The sequence below is a fragment of the Bacteroides sp. AM37-9 genome (genome assembly GCF_003603455.1).
In the GTDB taxonomy this organism is placed as follows: Bacteria; Bacteroidota; Bacteroidia; order Bacteroidales; family Bacteroidaceae; genus Bacteroides; species Bacteroides xylanisolvens.
On sequence record NZ_QTNF01000003.1, the window covers coordinates 159,826 to 177,268 of the forward strand.

Sequence of the window (17,443 nt, forward strand, 5' to 3'; positions counted from 1 at the left end):
TTTTATTAGCCCAGATGCGGACCTCTGCGTTTTCTCTTTTTCTTTTTCCCGTAAGGGCTTTGCGTCAGGTCGTCTGCCGGATACGGATAGGATTCCAAAGAGAATATATCAAGCAGTCCTTCCACCAGCTCCGTCTCTTTCATTTCCGGTTCGGACGGATGGATAACAGGGGCTTCTTCAGTCTTTTCCGGTGGGATCGTGCCGTACTTCCGGTTTATAACCGATGCCGAATATTCTTTGCCCAGAAGCGAGCCCTTGAATACGGTCTTTGAGTTATGGTCGATGTAGGTCACGCCATAGATCACACCGGAATCGTTCTGCCAGAGTATGGCGGCAATGCCTTTTCCAGAAAGTTCCTGCAGGAATCCCTGACGGGTGGGCTGTCCTTGCAGGGCGGTAGCGATAGCTTCCTTCGTCTGTACGGGTACGGGATGTCGGGCAATTCATTGTTTGCTTTTCACAAATTTCTTTTGGAGTGCCTCGTAGCCTACGCTTTTACCGATCTTGCTGGATTTGATGGCTACGCCGGTCCGTTCTCCTTTTTCATCGGTAGCCGCATAGACCAGTCCATGATAGGTCTTTCCCTTTATCGTCTTGTGGGCCTCTTCCACCGTTACATGGAAAAGGCCAAGCAGGGCTTTAAACTCCTTGACGGATTGGAACTTGTATCCCTGCATGACGGGCTTGACCACATTGGCTATCTGATGCTTGATATCCCCCTTCCGGTAATCGACGGCAGTCAGCGGCAGGGATTCCCGTCGCTCCATCTTCTCGGCGGGTAGCAGATGGTATTTCCTCTCCAGCTCCCGGCAAACAGCGGTCGAGCGTTGCCATTCTTTGTAATCTTTAATTTTCTTTCCCTGCTCGTCAATACGCAGGGAGACGATATGGATGTGGGGCCTGCCGATATCCTCATGCCGGTAGATGATATAGGGTTGGTTGCCATATCCCATTTTTTCCATGTATTCCTGGCCGATAGCGGTCAACTGTTCATCGGTCAGCACATCGTCCGGGTGTGGATTTAATGAAATGTGGATAACGGGCTTCTCAGTCCGGCGGTTAGCCGCCAGATACGGTTCGAAGGAACGGATGCAGTGCTGGATGGTCGGATGGCCGTCTGCCGGTTCCATGATCCGGTTTCATGCCAGTGGCCGTGCCTGCTGCTTGTCCACTTTTTCTTGATTGTAGTATAATGCCCCGTAAACGGAGGCTCCTGATGTTATTTTTGCAACCATTGTTCAAATTCTTGGGTGAGACGGATAATCTCCCGGTTGAGAGATATTAGTTCAATAGTCAGTTGCTCCAATTTATAGAGCATGGCAAGAGCCTTCTTTTCGGATAGTCCGGTATGCAGAGCTTTGACTGCCTGGTTATAGTTTACTCCGATCCGGCGGTATTCGCTCTGCAGGTTGGTCAGCTTGATGTAGTAGTCCGTTGCCGCCTTATCTATTTTCACGACTTTCATCGGTTTGTCGAAAAGGGCGGCAAGGATGAACTGGGATTTATTTTTAGCTCCCGAATTCTCAAAGAGCCTCTCAAACTCGATGTTCTGGAGTTCGTCCAGACGGAATCCGTAATAATAAGAATGAAGTTCTGATTCCTCTTTGGGATTCCGTCCGCCTCTTCATTTGCTCGAAGTGTCAGCCCGTCCGGGTTTGCGTGTACTATTGATTTTAGCCATATCTTTTCAGGTTTTATTTATCCGGCAGCAAAATAAGTGATAATTTTGATACGAACCTAAAATCGGAAAGTGACTACAAATGACAAGAGATGACTATTTGTGACAGGGGGTAAAAATACCCCTGTTCACTTCCCGTTTCCGCAAGCCGCGATGTTCTTTTCAAAGGTTTCCTTTAGTTTGGGCAGCAGGACGGAATAGTTCTTTTTGCGCCGGGCAAGGTCGGCACGCAGGTCATATGGTTTGGGAATGGCAACATTGAAGAGTTTCTCAAAAGCGGAAACGATACCGGCGAAAGAGAGGCGTTTGCCGCTTTCGTCCGTAATCAGCCCGCTGTAATCCAGCGAGGAGATCAGTTCCATCAGGTTGACCAGCGAACCTTTCCAATGGAGCGATGAAAGAAACGAGGAAGGTGTCGTGATGGTTCCGGGGTACTGTACACCAAAATTGACCAGCTCTATTTCCGCCTCCACCAGCAGGAGGCATTTGTCCAGATAGAATTCGGCTACTGCCGTGTGGAAATGTCCTGTTCGGGTGAATAACTTCTTTAGGGAAATCAGTTCTACCTTGCTGTGAAGCAGATGGCGCAGCCTTTCCGATACAGAAACCGATTCGATGGCGAGGTCGTAAAGGTATTGTTCATATTCGGTATAGGAGGAAGAGAATTCTTCATCGGAAACTGTCTGTTTTGGGCTTGAAGCCAGAGATAAATAATTGAATATACGGCATTCTGTAAATGGTTTCATACGGCATACATTTGATTTGTTTATACCGGAGTAGGCCAAATGAAATGCCTCTGCTACCGTTTAAAGCTCTATACCTTTTTAAAATACTGACAATCAACAATAAACAAATTTCATATAGAAACGGGTGTAAATAAAAAGTGTAAGCCGTCCTTGACAAGAATGTTAGGACGGCTTACACTTTTGTAAACCTCATTTGCTTCGGGTTATCCTCCGGTCAGTCGATGATATGGTATTTCCTTAGTTTCTCATACAGGGTAGTCCGGCTGACATTGAGCAACCGGGCCGCCTTGGAACGGTTGTCACCCGTCTTTTCAAGGGTCTGGAGAAGCAACGCCTTTTCTTTTTCTTCTTCCGTCCACTGCGTTTCTTCTTCTTTAGGAAGGGAGATTTCAATGTTCAGGTCTGAAACGGAAATCCATTGCTCTTGGCAGATGAGTACGGCTCGACCTATTACATTCTTCAGTTCACGGATATTCCCCGGCCAGGGATATTCCAGCAGTGCCGCCTCTGCCAGCCGGTCAAAGCCACGAAACGATTTATGGGCCTTGGCACAAGTGAGTTTCAAGAAAAAATAAGCCAGAGGAAGGATGTCTTCCCGGCATTCTGCCAGTGTAGGAATCCGCAGAGTGAACTCATTGAGCCGGTGGAACAGGTCTTCCCGGAAGCGTCCTTCTCCGATGGCTTTTTCCAGATTCTCATTGGTGGCGGCAACCAGCCGGATATCAAAAGAGTATTCTTTCGTGGAACCTACCGGCTTGCAGCGTTTCTCTTGCAAGGCCCTGAGCAGGAGCATCTGTGTCTTATAGGAAAGGTTGCCTATCTCGTCCAGAAACAATGTCCCTCCGTTAACGGCACGGAACAATCCGACCTTGTCGCTTTCCGCACCGGTAAAGGCTCCCTTCTGATGACCGAAAAACTCGGAGGCGGCAAGCTCATCGGAAATGGCCCCGCAGTCGATAGCCAGATACGGCTTGTTCTTCCGATGGCTCCGGGCATGTATCTCGGCTGCAATGTGCTCCTTCCCGGTGCCGGAAGCCCCACGGAGCAGAACGGAGATGTCGGCACAGGCAATCATCTCTATCAGACGGTACATCTCATGGGCTTTGGGGCTTTCACCTCGGTAGAACTCCTGTTCGTTATCGTTTTTATCCAGTATCTCCGTTATCAGAGCCAGGAGATTGTCTGGCTGCACAGGCTTACACAGGTAGTTGATGGCTCCCAGTTGCATGGCTGTCACCGCATTCTCCACCTGTCCGTAGTTGGTCATGATCAGAAAAGGGATAGAGTAGTACTTCTCATTCATCCATTTCAGGAGCGAGGTGCTATTTCCGTCCGGCAGGCGCAGGTCTGCCAGTATTAGGTCGAACTCCTTTTGCCCGATGGCTTTACGGGCATTCGCAAGGGTTGCCACGCATTCGGTTTTCATCCCTTTTTTCACCAGCCAGTTGCTGATGCTACGGCTGAACACAATATCATCTTCAATAATCAGGATTGTTTTCATAGGCTTTCCTCCCGTATTTTTCAGCGTATACTATCAGTTTTTCCACTGCCCGGATGATGTCCCGCATTTCCATGGATTGTCTATTGGTCCACTCTGTCGCAGGTTCTGTCACCAGTTCCCGTAAATGAGACAAGGGGAAATCCAGACGGACGGTTTCCCATAGGGGCAGGTTCTTATGCAGGATGGAGGCGGCGGCCTCCTTGTCTTGTCGGTCTAAGGCAGCGGTTAATGCGGCAAGGTCTTTCCGGCTCTCTTCGATAAACAGGGCGAGCATTTCCTCCCTGTTGTCCTCTCCTGAAAGGATGAGTGAGAAATCGGGAGCATACTCCTTTCTGTCTTTTTCTCCTATCACTTGTGCCACTGTATTTATCAGTTCTTCCATAGAGAATGGTTTATGGATGCAGCCCGAAAAGCCGCCCGACAGATACTCGTTGTCATCATCCACCCGTGCCGTTACCGCTATGACGGGGATTGTCTTTGCGTTCTCCATATTGGATGCCCGGAGCAGTTCAAGTATTCCGTAGCCGTCCGTTTCAGGCATCTGTATATCCGTCAGCAGCAGGTCATATCTTTGTGACCGTAGCCGGGTAACCAGTTCACGGCTGGTCTGGCAGCAGTCGCACCGCACTCCGTTACGGTTAAACATCTCTTTGGTAATGTTCAGTTGCATCCGGTCGTCATCAATGACCAGTACGTTGATTCCATCCAGATGATAATCAGTAGCGATGCGTGTCTCATCCATCTGGGTGGATTCATCCGCCTCAAGGAGTGGCAGGAATGCGGTAAACGTGCTGCCTTCACCCGGTTTGCTTTTTACGGTAAGGCTTCCCTGCATCCCGGAGACCAGCCTGCTTGCAATGGCCAGCCCCAATCCGAAACCGGGAACATTACGGGCATTGTCCAACCGTTCAAAAGCTGTGAATATCCGGGTTGTTTCTTCCTCCGTCATCCCGGTACCGGTGTCCTGTACCGAGAAATGCAATTCTTTATTCCGGTATTCCGCTTGCAGGCGGATTTCACCTTGCCGGGTGAATTTAATGGCGTTGGAAAGCAGATTGTTCAGGATTTGCTGGAGCTGGGAACGGTCACCGCTTACTACCACATCCAGACCGGAAAAGGCGGTTGTCAGCCGCAGCTTTTTCTTTTTGGCCAGCGAACCGTAGTTCCGGGCTGTTTCGCTGAAAAGGGTCTCCAGCCGGAAAATCGAAAGGATGGGTTTGTTCCTGCCGGTATCCAGCAGGTAGAATCCGATCAGCGTATTGACCAGCCCGATCATGTAATCGGAAGAATGGAGTATATTTTCCGCATACTCGTCCTTGCGGCTCTTCTTTTCTTCCCCGGGGAGCAGTTCGGCGCATCCTTTGATAGTAGCCAGTGGCGCACGAAGGTCATGAGCGATGGTGAGCATCATGCGTTTTCTGGATTGTAGGAGCTCCGTGTTCTCACGATTGGAGGCTTCCAGCTGACGCTGATACTGGTTTATCCTGTTCAGATCCCGGTGGATGATAAGATACAGGAGGACGGTCAGCAACGAGATGAGGACAGCCAGCAGAGAGACCGTATGGAACGAGCGGTCGCGTGTGGAAATGAATTGCCTGTAACGCTCATCAAGCCGTATTCCAGCATCCGCCTCAAAGTCCCTGACAATCCGGTGTAGCCTGTGGTTCAGGTCCGTGTTGTTACTGTACAGGAGGTCCATCTGTTCCAGCAGCCTTTCCCGTTCGGCTTTCTGCATGTCGGTCACCTCCCTGTCAAGGGAGTGCAGCATGCTCGTGACAGATGTGGTACCCTGATGTTTACCAATGGACTGTCGCTGGCGTTCCAGCTGTTCCTTCTGCTGCAGATAGGCCGATTTTTTCCTCCCGGGCCTGATGAATGACCAGAAACCCTTCTTCGGAGTTTCCTCCTCCTTCTTTTTCTCGGCAGGAAGGACATCCGCCTGCTGGATATGGGACACGATTGCCGGAATCTTGCTGTTCACGATCTCGCCGGTCTTGCGCAGACGCCCGAACGTGTCCATGACCGTGTCTAACAACAGTTCCTTTCTTTCCAGCAGCAGGCATAACGAATCTATGCGCGACTGTTGTTCGGGAGACTTCACATACCTTTTCAGTGTCTGCAACATGTTACAGACACTGTCTTTTTTTGTGTGGTAGAGTCCAAGGTCGCTTTCATCCCAGACGCTGGCTGTTTCACCGTAAGTGGCCAGTCCCAGCAAGCCCGCGTATGTTTCTCCGGCCAGATGCCGGATACAGGCCAGTTCATGCTCATCCTGTCGCAGGCTGTTCCGCCTCGTCTGTTCCTTGCGGAAGATATGAATGGTCAGGACGAGCAGGAGAAGCAGTATGACATATCCTAAAAGGATTTTAAGTTTCAACCACATGGAAGTCTTCATTCTTATATTGGAATCCTACAAAAAGGCGTGTTCGCTCATATAAAAGGGAATAATAGAAACTTATGATAAAAGTTTATTACTGTTTCAAACCATTTGAGGATACCTCGCAAGTTTGCTATCACACAGTTGATCTTTTAATCTTTTTTTATACTCACAGAAAGGATAGGAACCTGCTTTTTATGACTGAAACATATCACATCCCCTTTATTGGACATTACATTCTCATTCGATCATATTGTTTTCATTTCGGCTCATCCGTTTCTTCACCCGTTCTACTGCTTCCGATACAATTTCTTTGTTTTCAAAGCGTTGTGTATAATTGGTATAGTCTGGATGAATCCGTTTGTAGGTCGGGTCAAGAAACAAAGGACTGGAAATAATATGGTCCGCTGTCGAACGGTTACAACAGAAAACTATATTTTCAACTCCCGCCAGCCGGGTCAGTGCCTTTACATCCGTGTCATGTGGCTGCAATGTCATCGGATCCGTGAAAAAGAACAAATAATCAATCTCTCCTTCCACAATACGTGAGCCCATTTGCTGGTCACCACCTAAAGGACCGGATTTCAGAATCGTGATATCCCATTCTGTTTCAGGATGTTTCTCTTCGAGCGCTTTTTTAATGAGTGTACCGGTGGTTCCCGTACAATAGAACTTATGCCCTATCAGACGTTCCGAGTTCCAAAGAACCCATTCTATCATGTCCTTTTTCATTGCATCGTGTGCAACCAGACCGATTTTACGAACAATTGTTTTCATCATAATAATAAAATATGGTTTATGTGATAATATAATTAACAATATCCAACAGCTTTATAAAAAACAGGAGAATGACTGTATGAGTTTGAGCAGCTCCTTGTTCGCCCGGCTGTCCACGGTGGCTTCCCGCCTCTCCTCAAACAAAGTAAGCGTTGCGGAGCATTCCCCGCAGATATCAATGCCGACTACACGTTCCTTTCGAAGGACAATTGCCAGTAATTCCTCCAGTTCCTGCAGGCTGAAAGACCCTTGATCCCAGTCTGTTACTGCGGATGCCGGGTTCAGGACATCCTTGTCTATGGACAAGTAAACCGGTCCTTCAATATACGCAGAGGAGAAATTGCGCCAGCCCTTCTCGTGAGCTAACGTCGCTTCGCTATAAAAACTGACTCGTTGTCCGTATTCTTCCGGTACGGTGCGTATCAGTTTGTCCGATGCACCGACTATCACCACTTTCTTGCAAAGCATATTCCGGTCTAACATGTCTTTTACCCAGCTCCCACAAGAAAGCATGCCCTTGAACAAGGGAGGCTGCATGTCGGGGTGATGGTCGAATACAATCAGAGAGAACGGAACTCGAAGTTTGTCTGTCCATAATTTGGTCAGGTAATGATAATTGCCCGAATCAATGAAATGGATACCTTCCGCTGGATAACCGGCAATCACCCGCTTCAATTTTCGTATCCCCTCCTTGTCACAGTAACCTCTCGTTCCAGAAAGGTGACGGCAGTCTAGCCAAATGAACTGATTGTTCCGTGCAAATACCTCATGGGCATACACACCGGTGAAGTCCATGATGACAACCGGCCAGACGGTTTCTCGGTCCGCCTTCTTCTTACACCGTCCATTTGTCAGTAACTCTTGCTTATTCATGTCCGTTCAGAACCATCGTACATAACAAAAATCTTGCCGGTGAGGTAACAGGGGATGGTTGGGATACATTCTGAATGCCTGTTTGAAACTTCCAGCGCTGAACATTCTGGTTATTGCCTTGAAAGTGTATAGGTTTCCGTCTTTGGATGTCAAAGAAAAAGGAATGACCTCATGGATGCGATCCTCATTCTCCTCATGCCGTATAATGACCGATTCCAATCCGATCGCGTTGTCCAGCCCTTTCTCGTCAATGACGACCGTCATCTCGTATTCCTTACCAGCCTCCACCGTGGCGTCCAATCCTTTTCCCGCATTCACGGAAACGATTTCCACGGCATTCCATCTGCTGTCGACAGCTGCCTTCCAGCCGGCAAGCGTTTTCGCCTTTGCATAATTGTCCGCCGCCAAAACATGAAAGTGTTCCGACAACTTGTTGTAAAATCCGTCATAGTAGTCATCCAGCTGTCTTTTCATCGTGAAGCGGGGAGCTATTTGCGCAACCGAGTTCTTGATGTACTTGACCCAGGTTTCCGGATAGTCTTTTTCTTTCCGTTCATAATATAACGGCAGGATATTATGTTCCAGCAGGAAATAAATTGTTTCCGCATCCAGTTGGTTCTGGTACTGTTCATCCTGATAGGTGGCCTTGTCGGTGATGGCCCATCCCGCCTCCTTGCGGTAGCCTTCGTACCACCAACCGTCCAGCACGGAGAAGTTGAGTACGCCGTTCATCAGAGCCTTCTCACCGGAAGTTCCGGAAGCCTCCGCAAGACGGGTGGGAGTATTCATCCAGATGTCAACCCCGGAAATAAGATGCCGTGCCAGGTCCATGTCATAATTCTCAAGGAAGATGATTTTACCCAAGAATTCAGGACGGCGGGATATCTCCACAATCTGCTTGATGAGCCCTTGCCCGGCAGTGTCGTTTGGATGGGCTTTTCCTGCAAAGACAAACTGTATGGGATGTTCCTGATTGTTCACAATCCGCGCCAGACGATCCAAATCGGTAAACAAAAGATGAGCTCTTTTGTAAGTTGCAAAGCGCCTTCCGAAGCCGACAAGAAGAGCATTCGGATTAAACTTCTCGAAAATGGAGACACCCAATGCCGGGTCAACCTGGCTTTTGAGCCAGTCCCGGCCGCATTTCCACTTGATGTAGGATATCAGTTTGGTTTTCAACCTTTTCCGCATGTTCCATATCTCTTCATCGGGTATATTATAAACGCCTTTCCATATTTCCTGATTGGACTGGTCGTTCATGAAATTCTCATCGAAATTGTCCTTAAACAGCTTTTTCCACTCCGCCGTACACCAAGTGGGAAAGTGTACGCCATTCGTCACATAGCCCACATGGTTCTCTTCCGGGAAATAGCCTTTCCAGAGAGGCGCGAACATCTGCTGTGAAACGGACTTGTGCAGCTTGCTGACACCGTTTACCGCCTGGCTGGTTTTGCAGGCGAATACCGACATGCAGAAACGTTCTCCCTTGTTGCCCGGAGTTTGCCGTCCGAGGTTCATCAACTCGTCCCACGTAATGCCCAGCTTATCAGGATATCCTTTCATATATTTATTGAAAAGCCCCTCATCGAAATAGTCATGGCCGGCAGGCACAGGTGTATGCACAGTGTAAAGCGAGGAAGCCCTAACCAGTTCCATGGCTTGTCCGAAGTCCAGGCCTTCGGATATATAGTCGCATAACCGCTGGATATTGATCAGTGCGGCATGCCCCTCGTTGCAGTGATATACATCTTTCTCGATGCCCAATACTTTTAATGTCATCATTCCTCCGATGCCGAGCAGTATTTCCTGCTTGAGCCGGTTTTCCCAGTCACCGCCATACAGGTGATGGGTAATCGGACGGTCGAACTCGCTGTTCAGTTCATTGTCCGTATCCAGCAGGTAGAGGGAAACACGTCCCACATTGGCCTTCCATACATTGGCATGGACCGTGAAACTGTCGGCATAGGGAACATGGATTACCAGTTGTCGCCCGTCAGGCTGCATCACTTTCTCTATCGGAAGCTGCCCGAAATTCTGTGGGTCATAATGAACCTGTTGCTGCCCGTCCATCGCCAGAGCCTGGTCAAAATAGCCATAACGATATAAAAGCCCTACAGCGCAGAGGTCTACGTTACTGTCCGAAGCTTCCTTCAGATAGTCACCTGCCAATATGCCCAGACCGCCGGAATAGATTTTAAGAACCCTGTCCAGACCATATTCCATGCTGAAATAGGCAACTGACGGACGGCTGTGGTCCGGCTCCACATCAAGATACGCCTTAAAAGTGGAATATACGTTTTCCATCTTACGCATGAAGTTTCCGTCATGTGTCAGTGCCTCCAGCTCTTCATAATCCATCCGTTCCAGAAACAGTACCGGATTCTGTTCCGCCTCTTCCCATAGTTCCGGGTTCAAACCACTATATAAACTCTTCGCATCCTCGTTCCAGGTCCACCAAAGATTATGTGCCATCTCCGCAAATCTCCGCAATTCTGCCGGAAGGTGTGAACCGACTGTAATCTCCCTCCATTGTGGGACGTTTACATGATAACTTGAATATTCCATAACATTTTACTTATTTGATAGTTCATGATTTTTTTCTGTGGAGGTTTCTCCTGTTTCCGGTTCTTCCTGTGGAAATGTCCCGGCTGTACCCTGGAAATTCTCGAGGAACTGTTTTTCCATACTTAGCGATCGTTTCCGTATCCACTTGGAAAAATAGATAACGACAATGATCAGGAAAGATAATATCAGTCCTGACCCCAAAGCGACATTGAAAAGACGGATGATGATACCCATTACGATAATGATACAGATCAACACCTTGATCACTATCATTGATACCAACAGCCCCCTGTTGAACCTGTTGTCCGCCCAAAGTTTGCGGAATTCGACGGAATTGTTTTTCTTCATGATGATGGCGCACAAAAACGGGGATATGATAAGGAGGACAAGAACGAAGCTCAGCAGGCTTCCTTTCATCCCCGGAATACGTCCCATTACCAGAGGATACGCATAGGAGAAGAACAGCGCTATGAAAAACAGGCATACCACCAGATAAAGGGTGACGGATACCAACATGGACCTGATGAGCTTGTGCCAGGAGCCTTGATGTCTTGTGGTCATTGTTCCAGAAGAATAATGCGTCAGGTAATCTTTCAGGAATTGTGGCAAGTGCCTGTCTGCAAAACAGTAGACGGGATCCGACAGTCTTATCATATAAGGAGTAAGGAAAGTGGTGATGACCGATACTGCCACTATGACCGGATAAAGGTATTTGTCCATTACATTCAGACTGATTCCTAACGAAGCGATGATGAACGCAAACTCACCCACTTGTGCCAGGGAAAAGCCGGCTTGTATCGCAATCTTTAGCGGTTGTCCGGAAAGCAACACGCCGAAACTCCCGAACAGGACCTGCCCGCATAGGACCAGTGCCGTCAGGATAAAAACAGGAACGGCATATTCCCATATCATGGCAGGGTCGATCATCATTCCCACTGATACGAAGAAAACGGAGGCGAACAGGTCCTTTACCGGTTGCACGATATGTGCGATTTCTTCCGCTTTATCTGTTTCTGCCAGCAGGGATCCCATGACGAACGCACCCAGCGCGGCGGAGAATCCCGCCTTTGTCGCTATCATCACCATTCCCAGGCATAGTCCCAGGGAGGTTGTCAACAGTATTTCATTGCTAATAAAGCGGTTCAATCTTTTCAGAAGGGTAGGAATCAGATAGATTCCCAATGCTGACCAGAAAATAAGAAAGGCCGCAAGTTTCAATATGCTCTCCAGCATTTCGAAGCCTTCAAAATGCTTGCCTACAGCCAATGTGGAGAGGACCACCATCATGATTACCGCCACCACGTCCTCAATGATTAGTATCCCCAGGACAATACCGGTAAATTTCTGATCGAGAAGCCCCATGTCACTGAATGCTTTGAATACGATGGCGGTGGAGGACATGGACAGCATTCCGCCCAGAAAGATACAGCTCGTGTGTGAGAAGCCCATCGCATTGCCTGCCGTATATCCCAGGAACATCATGCCGCAGACGATGATAACAGTGGAGAATATGGCCGAGGCTCCCACACTTATCAGCTTTCTGAACGAGAAATCCAGTCCTATGGCGAACAGGAGGAAAATAACACCGATATCCGCCCATATCTTGATATTGGCCTGGTCGGAAACAGTCGGGAATAGGGAAATGGAAGGACCTGCCATAATACCGGCCACAATATATCCCACTATGACCGGCTGTCCCAGCCATTTGAAAATGACGGTTATGATACCGGCTATAATCAAGATAGTGGCAAGGTCTGATATTAAAGGGGCAACTTCCGACATAGGAGTAACATTTTATATGGACAACTCGTTAAGGACACGGATCAGGTTTTTGTCAATGGGCTTGTCGTTCTTGATAGCCTGGTCAAAAGGAACATAGACAATCTCATTGTTATGTATGCCTACCATGATATTGTGCTGGTCCTCCATCAGGGCCTGTATGGCGGCCTCACCCAGCCGGCTGGCCAATATGCGGTCGTTGGCACTTGGCGCTCCTCCCCGTTGTAGATGTCCCAGGATAGAGACCCTGACATCATATCCGGGGTATTCCCTTTTTACCCGGTCGGCATAGTGCATGGCTCCGCCATTCTTATTGCCCGGGCTTTCCGTCACGATGACGATGCTGCTGTTCTTGGTCTTCCGGAATCCGCGTCCGATAAAAGTCTCCAGCTGATCCGCATCCGTCCGGTCTTCCGGAATAATGGCGGCCTCGGCTCCCGAGGCTATTGCGCTGTTCTGGGCGAGGAAACCGGCGTCGCGTCCCATCACCTCGACAAAGAAAATTCGGTCGTGCGAGGTGGCTGTATCCCGGATTTTGTCCACACACTCCACAATGGTGTTCAGGGCTGTATCATATCCGATTGTAAAATCGGTACCGTACAGGTCATTGTCGATGGTACCGGGCAGTCCTATGCACGTGACAGGGTATTCCTCGGCAAATATGCGGGCTCCAGTCAGTGAGCCGTCGCCCCCGATGACTACCAGCGCCCCGATTTTTTCTTTCCTCATGGTATCGTATGCCTCTCTGCGTCCTTCCGGGGTGGTGAACGCTTCGGAACGTGCCGTTTTCAGGATGGTTCCCCCACGCTGGATGATGCTGCTCACATCCTCGGTCGTAAGTTCCCTGGACTCGCCCGCTATCAGGCCTTCGTACCCTCTGTAAATTCCTTTGACTTTGAAGCCGTTGAAAATGGCGGTACGGGTCACGGCACGGATTGCCGCATTCATTCCGGAAGCGTCCCCTCCGGAAGTAAGGATTCCTATATATTCATCTTTTTTCATCTATCTCAGTTCTTGTTTTGTTTCATTCTGCCAATATAGCTTTCAGTTTTTTCCGGCAGTGAAAAATACGGCTCTTTATGGTTCCCAAACTCACACCGGTTCTTTCCGCTATCTCACGGTATTTGAACCCTGACAGGTACATCTCAAAAGGTATGAAATGCGACTCCGGTATACTTTTGATGGCATTACGTATCTTTTCCAGGTCATAGTTCCTGTCCACTTCCTCTGTACGGGACTCGTCCATGATCCGCGAATAATATGCAGGATCGGAGGATATGTACAGACGGGTATGACCGACCTCCGCCCGGTAACCGTTGATAAACGTGTTACGCATGATGATAAACAGCCACCCTTTGAAATTCGTGTTCTTGTTGTAACTTTCTTTGTGAAGCATTGCCTTGAGCAGGGTATCCTGCAGCAGATCTTCCGCCTTCTCCCTGTCCGCTGTCAGTTTGTACGCGAAACGGAACAGTTCGTCCTGTACGCTAAGCAGCTCTTTTTCAAAATTGAATTCCTTCATCGGTTGTGCCGGTTCCCAGTTCCGGAAGTGCCTGTTAAAGGCCGGACGGCTCTCCGGACAGGAAAAGCCTGTCCGGCCTTACACCATTCCAGATATGGAATTATTTAACCTCGATAGCCTTGGAAGTTTTTTGTTTTTCTTCCTCCTTCACTTTCGGGATTTCAATGGACAGGATCCCGTGTTCGACTTTTGCGGAAATCTTATCCTTCTCCACGTTTTCAGGTAGCAGGATGGTCTGCTGGAACTTGGAATAAGAGAATTCGCGGCGGAGATACTTCTTGTCTTTCTTCTCCTCCTTCTTCTCTTCTTTCTTTTCCATGCAGATTGTCAGGTTGTTGTTTTCGTCAACATTCACCTTGAAATCATCCTTCGTCATTCCGGGAGCCGCCATTTCAACCTTGTAGTCCTTGTCATTCTCAATGACATTGATGGCAGGAGCCGTAACTCCCGTTTTTGCCAGCCACTCATTCTCGAAGAAATCGTTAAAAATACTCGGCAACCAGTTTGAATTTGTTTTTACAGGTACCATTTTTACCTCCTTTTTTAAATTGTTAATAAATAAAATATTCAAAAAGACAATACAAATCAGTCTGATTGACTGACTCTTATCGTCTGATCATACCTTGTTCGGCTACAGCCTCCGTCCGTCTCCGTATCTCCTCCTGGTCTCCGAGGAAATAGTCCCTGACAAGCACCGGCCGTTCATCAAATTCGAATACATAAGGTACTGCCGTGGGCAGGTTCAAGAGGGATATGTCCGTATCGGAAATATTCTTGAGATGCTTGACTATCCCGCGCAGACTGTTTCCATGGGCAACGACAAGCAGGTTGTCCCTATGCATCAATGTGGGTAGGATGACACATTCCCAATAGGGCATGACACGCATGACGGCATCCTTCAGGGATTCAGTCCGTGGCAGTTCCATTTCGGGAACACCGGCGTAACGGGTGTCGTTCCCCGGATAGCGGGGATCGTCTTCCTTCACCGGCTCGGGCGACACGCCGTAACTTCTCCGCCAGATATGGACTTGTTCCTCGCCATATTTGTCTGCTGTCTCCCTTTTGTTAAGTCCCTGAAGTATGCCGTAGTGTTTCTCGTTCAACCTCCAGCTTTTCTCCACCGGGATCCAGTCTTCATTGAGACGGTCCAGAACACAATTCAACGTTTTCACAGCCCGTTTCAGATAGGATGTGTAAGCCGCCTCAAAAGAGAATCCCGCTTCTTTCAGCATATCACCGGCTTTACAGGCTTCTGCGATCCCCTTATCACTCAGGTCTACATCGGTCCAACCGGTAAAGCGGTTTTCCTTGTTCCATAGGCTCTCGCCATGTCTCAACAATACGATCCTTTTCATGCCATATAGTTTTTATGCAACGGTTATCGAAGGATCCAGATAGACATCCTGAATGGTGTTCAGAAGCGAGACCCCGTCTTTCATCGTCTTCTGGAAGGCTTTTCTCCCACAGATAAGTCCCATACCTCCGGCACGTTTGTTCACCACTGCGGTTACGACGGCATCATGCAGGTCAGATGTCCCATGGGACTCGCCCCCCGAATTGATCAGGCCAACCCTTCCCATATACCCGTTGGCCACCTGGTAGCGGCAGAGGTCTATCGGATGGTCGGAGACCAGTTCCGTATACATACGCCCGTCGGTCTTACCGAATCCGATGGCTTTAAAACCTCCATTGTTGGACGGCAGCTTCTGCTTCACGATATCAGCCTTGATGGTGACCCCGATATGGTTGGCCTGCCCTGTCAGATCTGCTGCCGCATGATAGTCAATCCCGTCTTTCTTAAAACTGCTGTTTCTCAGATAACACCACAATACCGTGGCCATCCCCAACTCATGGGCATATTCAAACGCCTGTGAGACCTCCACAATCTGGCGGCGGCTTTGTTCCGAACCGAAATAGATAGTTGCCCCCACGGCAACGGCACCCATGTTCCATGCCTCCTTCACTGTACCGAACATGACCTGGTCATAACTGTTCGGATAAGTCAGCAGCTCGTTATGGTTCAACTTCACGATGAAAGGAATCTTATGGGCGTACTTACGTGCCACAGCTCCCAGAACTCCGAATGTGGATGCCACGGCGTTGCATCCTCCCTCGATAGCGAGTTTCACAATGTTCCCGGGATCGAAGTAAAGAGGATTGGGTGCAAAGGATGCTCCGGCAGAATGTTCTATCCCCTGATCCACCGGCAGGATGGAGACATACCCGGTATTGGCCAGACGCCCGTGCCCGTACAGGGCTTGCAGGCTCTCCAAGGTGCGTATATTCCTGTCGGAATCCACCCATGCCTTGTCTATCATATTCGGCTCGGGGATATGGATGAGTTTCTTGTCTATTGTCTTGCATACATGGTCCAGGTAGTATCCTGCCTGCGTTCCCAACAAATCAATAATCGTGCTCATGTCAGTCGTTTTTTTATTCCAAATCAGGACTGGCGTTCCCCCAGTTTTGCATCCATGAAAAGGATGCCGCTCTCTCCGGCTTTCTTCATCAGGTTTACGATGTTCAGGAAATTCGCCTCTTCCTCCACCTGCTCCCTGACAAATCCCCAAAGAAAATCACGGGTGGCATTGTCTTTCTCCTCGGAAGCCAGATGTACCAGTTCGTCAATCAATCTGGAAACATGTCTCTCGTGTTCCAAGGCATGTTCAAAGACTTCGGTGGGACTGCCCCAACCCTGTGGAACCACATCGACCTTGTCCACTTTTGCCTCCGCCTCACGTTTGGCCATATATTCGGCGATGGCACATGCGTGTCCTGTCTCTTCCGCCGATTGCTTGCGCATCCAGCGGGCCATGCCGGAAAAACCTTCCTTTTCCAGATAGAAGGACATTGAAAGATACAGGTTGGCGGACCATAATTCCGCAGTAATCTGCCCGTTCAGGGCCTTTTGTAAATTCTCGGTCATAATGAATCTAATTTTTAATGTTGGTACTATTTTTTATTTTTCATATTCAGGGGCAAGCGTGTGCTTGTCTCAAAATATCTGTCAGGACAGGTTGCATCCCGTTTATGAAACATTCCACGGCGATGACCATCAGAATAAGCCCCATCAGTCTCATCATCACATTATTTCCGGTTTCTCCAAGAATTTTCAAAAGCCGCGTTGACACGCAAAGGATAATGAAAGAGAGGAGACAGACTAGGGCGATCACGCAAACCAGTGCAATTTTGAAAATATACTCAGGGGCATCTTCCATCAGTGTTATGCCGCTTGAAATTACACCCGGACCGCACAGCATCGGAACGGCAAGAGGCGTGACGGTGATGTTCCTGGAATATTCTTTTTTCTCGTTCTCGTTCAGTTTCACATGGGTGAAGTGTGCCTGCAGCATGTCATATCCGATTTTAAAGATGATGATACCTCCCGTAATCCGGAAACCATTGGTCGAGATCCCGAAAAAATGGAACAGGAACCTGCCGCACAAGGTGAAAAGTACCAGTATGACGAACGTGAGGGCGCAGGATTTTAAGGCGATGCTCCGGCGTTCTCCGGCACTCATGCCCTCGGTCATCTGCAGGAAAACCGGCATCACTCCGAGGGGGTCCATCAATGTGAACAACGAAGTGAAACACAACATTGAGTATGCGAATATATCCATAGGAT

At 48.8% G+C, this 17,443-nt stretch carries 17 protein-coding genes; all 17 read right to left on the reverse strand.

Annotated elements, in window-relative coordinates; genetic code table 11:
- Positions 1 to 5 precede the first annotated feature (5 nt).
- Complete coding sequence (locus DW862_RS25765) at positions 6 to 305, reverse strand: hypothetical protein (protein ID WP_004308101.1); 300 nt, start codon at positions 303 to 305, stop codon at positions 6 to 8.
- A 138-nt stretch (positions 306 to 443) separates the two neighbouring features.
- On the reverse strand, positions 444 to 1,130 hold the full coding sequence (locus DW862_RS25770) for a relaxase/mobilization nuclease domain-containing protein (protein ID WP_004308102.1): 687 nt from the start codon (positions 1,128 to 1,130) through the stop codon (positions 444 to 446).
- A gap of 89 nt (positions 1,131 to 1,219) precedes the next feature.
- On the reverse strand, positions 1,220 to 1,564 hold the full coding sequence (mobA, locus tag DW862_RS03310) for a conjugal transfer protein MobA (RefSeq protein WP_241150200.1): 345 nt from the start codon (positions 1,562 to 1,564) through the stop codon (positions 1,220 to 1,222).
- Positions 1,565 to 1,806: 242 nt separating this feature from the next.
- On the reverse strand, positions 1,807 to 2,424 hold the full coding sequence (locus tag DW862_RS03315) for an RteC domain-containing protein (protein WP_004308105.1): 618 nt from the start codon (positions 2,422 to 2,424) through the stop codon (positions 1,807 to 1,809).
- Positions 2,425 to 2,638: 214 nt separating this feature from the next.
- A complete protein-coding gene (locus DW862_RS03320; RefSeq protein WP_087306315.1) occupies positions 2,639 to 3,925 on the reverse strand; it encodes a sigma-54 dependent transcriptional regulator in 1,287 nt (428 codons plus the stop codon).
- Positions 3,903 to 6,308, reverse strand: a complete 2,406-nt coding sequence (locus DW862_RS03325) for an ATP-binding protein (RefSeq protein WP_004312905.1) — start codon at positions 6,306 to 6,308, stop codon at positions 3,903 to 3,905. The genes DW862_RS03320 and DW862_RS03325 overlap by 23 nt, the downstream gene beginning before the upstream one ends.
- A gap of 234 nt (positions 6,309 to 6,542) precedes the next feature.
- Entirely contained in the window at positions 6,543 to 7,079 is a 537-nt protein-coding gene (locus DW862_RS03330; protein WP_008775197.1) for a methylglyoxal synthase, read from the reverse strand.
- Positions 7,080 to 7,133: 54 nt separating this feature from the next.
- Positions 7,134 to 7,952: an arginase family protein gene (locus tag DW862_RS03335; RefSeq protein ID WP_087306317.1), complete on the reverse strand. Its 819-nt coding sequence runs from the start codon at positions 7,950 to 7,952 to the stop codon at positions 7,134 to 7,136.
- Positions 7,953 to 7,958: 6 nt separating this feature from the next.
- On the reverse strand, positions 7,959 to 10,517 hold the full coding sequence (gene glgP / locus DW862_RS03340) for an alpha-glucan family phosphorylase (RefSeq protein ID WP_004313433.1): 2,559 nt from the start codon (positions 10,515 to 10,517) through the stop codon (positions 7,959 to 7,961).
- A 6-nt stretch (positions 10,518 to 10,523) separates the two neighbouring features.
- Positions 10,524 to 12,299, reverse strand: coding sequence for a cation:proton antiporter (locus DW862_RS03345; protein WP_087306319.1), 1,776 nt, complete (start codon positions 12,297 to 12,299; stop codon positions 10,524 to 10,526).
- Between the two features lie 12 nt (positions 12,300 to 12,311).
- Entirely contained in the window at positions 12,312 to 13,298 is a 987-nt protein-coding gene (gene pfkA / locus DW862_RS03350; RefSeq protein ID WP_004308113.1) for a 6-phosphofructokinase, read from the reverse strand.
- Between the two features lie 22 nt (positions 13,299 to 13,320).
- The gene (locus DW862_RS03355; protein ID WP_004308114.1) at positions 13,321 to 13,818 is read right to left on the reverse strand and encodes an RNA polymerase sigma factor; all 498 of its coding nucleotides are present in this window, start codon (positions 13,816 to 13,818) and stop codon (positions 13,321 to 13,323) included.
- A gap of 100 nt (positions 13,819 to 13,918) precedes the next feature.
- Positions 13,919 to 14,347 (reverse strand): Hsp20/alpha crystallin family protein, encoded by a 429-nt coding sequence (locus DW862_RS03360; protein WP_004308115.1) that lies wholly within the window; start codon positions 14,345 to 14,347, stop codon positions 13,919 to 13,921.
- Between the two features lie 76 nt (positions 14,348 to 14,423).
- Positions 14,424 to 15,173: a 2,3-diphosphoglycerate-dependent phosphoglycerate mutase gene (gene gpmA, locus DW862_RS03365; protein WP_004308116.1), complete on the reverse strand. Its 750-nt coding sequence runs from the start codon at positions 15,171 to 15,173 to the stop codon at positions 14,424 to 14,426.
- A gap of 12 nt (positions 15,174 to 15,185) precedes the next feature.
- Entirely contained in the window at positions 15,186 to 16,238 is a 1,053-nt protein-coding gene (locus DW862_RS03370; protein ID WP_004308117.1) for a class I fructose-bisphosphate aldolase, read from the reverse strand.
- Positions 16,239 to 16,261: 23 nt separating this feature from the next.
- A complete protein-coding gene (locus DW862_RS03375; protein WP_004308118.1) occupies positions 16,262 to 16,744 on the reverse strand; it encodes a ferritin in 483 nt (160 codons plus the stop codon).
- A gap of 46 nt (positions 16,745 to 16,790) precedes the next feature.
- Positions 16,791 to 17,438: a MarC family protein gene (locus DW862_RS03380; protein ID WP_087306321.1), complete on the reverse strand. Its 648-nt coding sequence runs from the start codon at positions 17,436 to 17,438 to the stop codon at positions 16,791 to 16,793.
- Between the last annotated feature and the right edge of the window lie 5 nt (positions 17,439 to 17,443).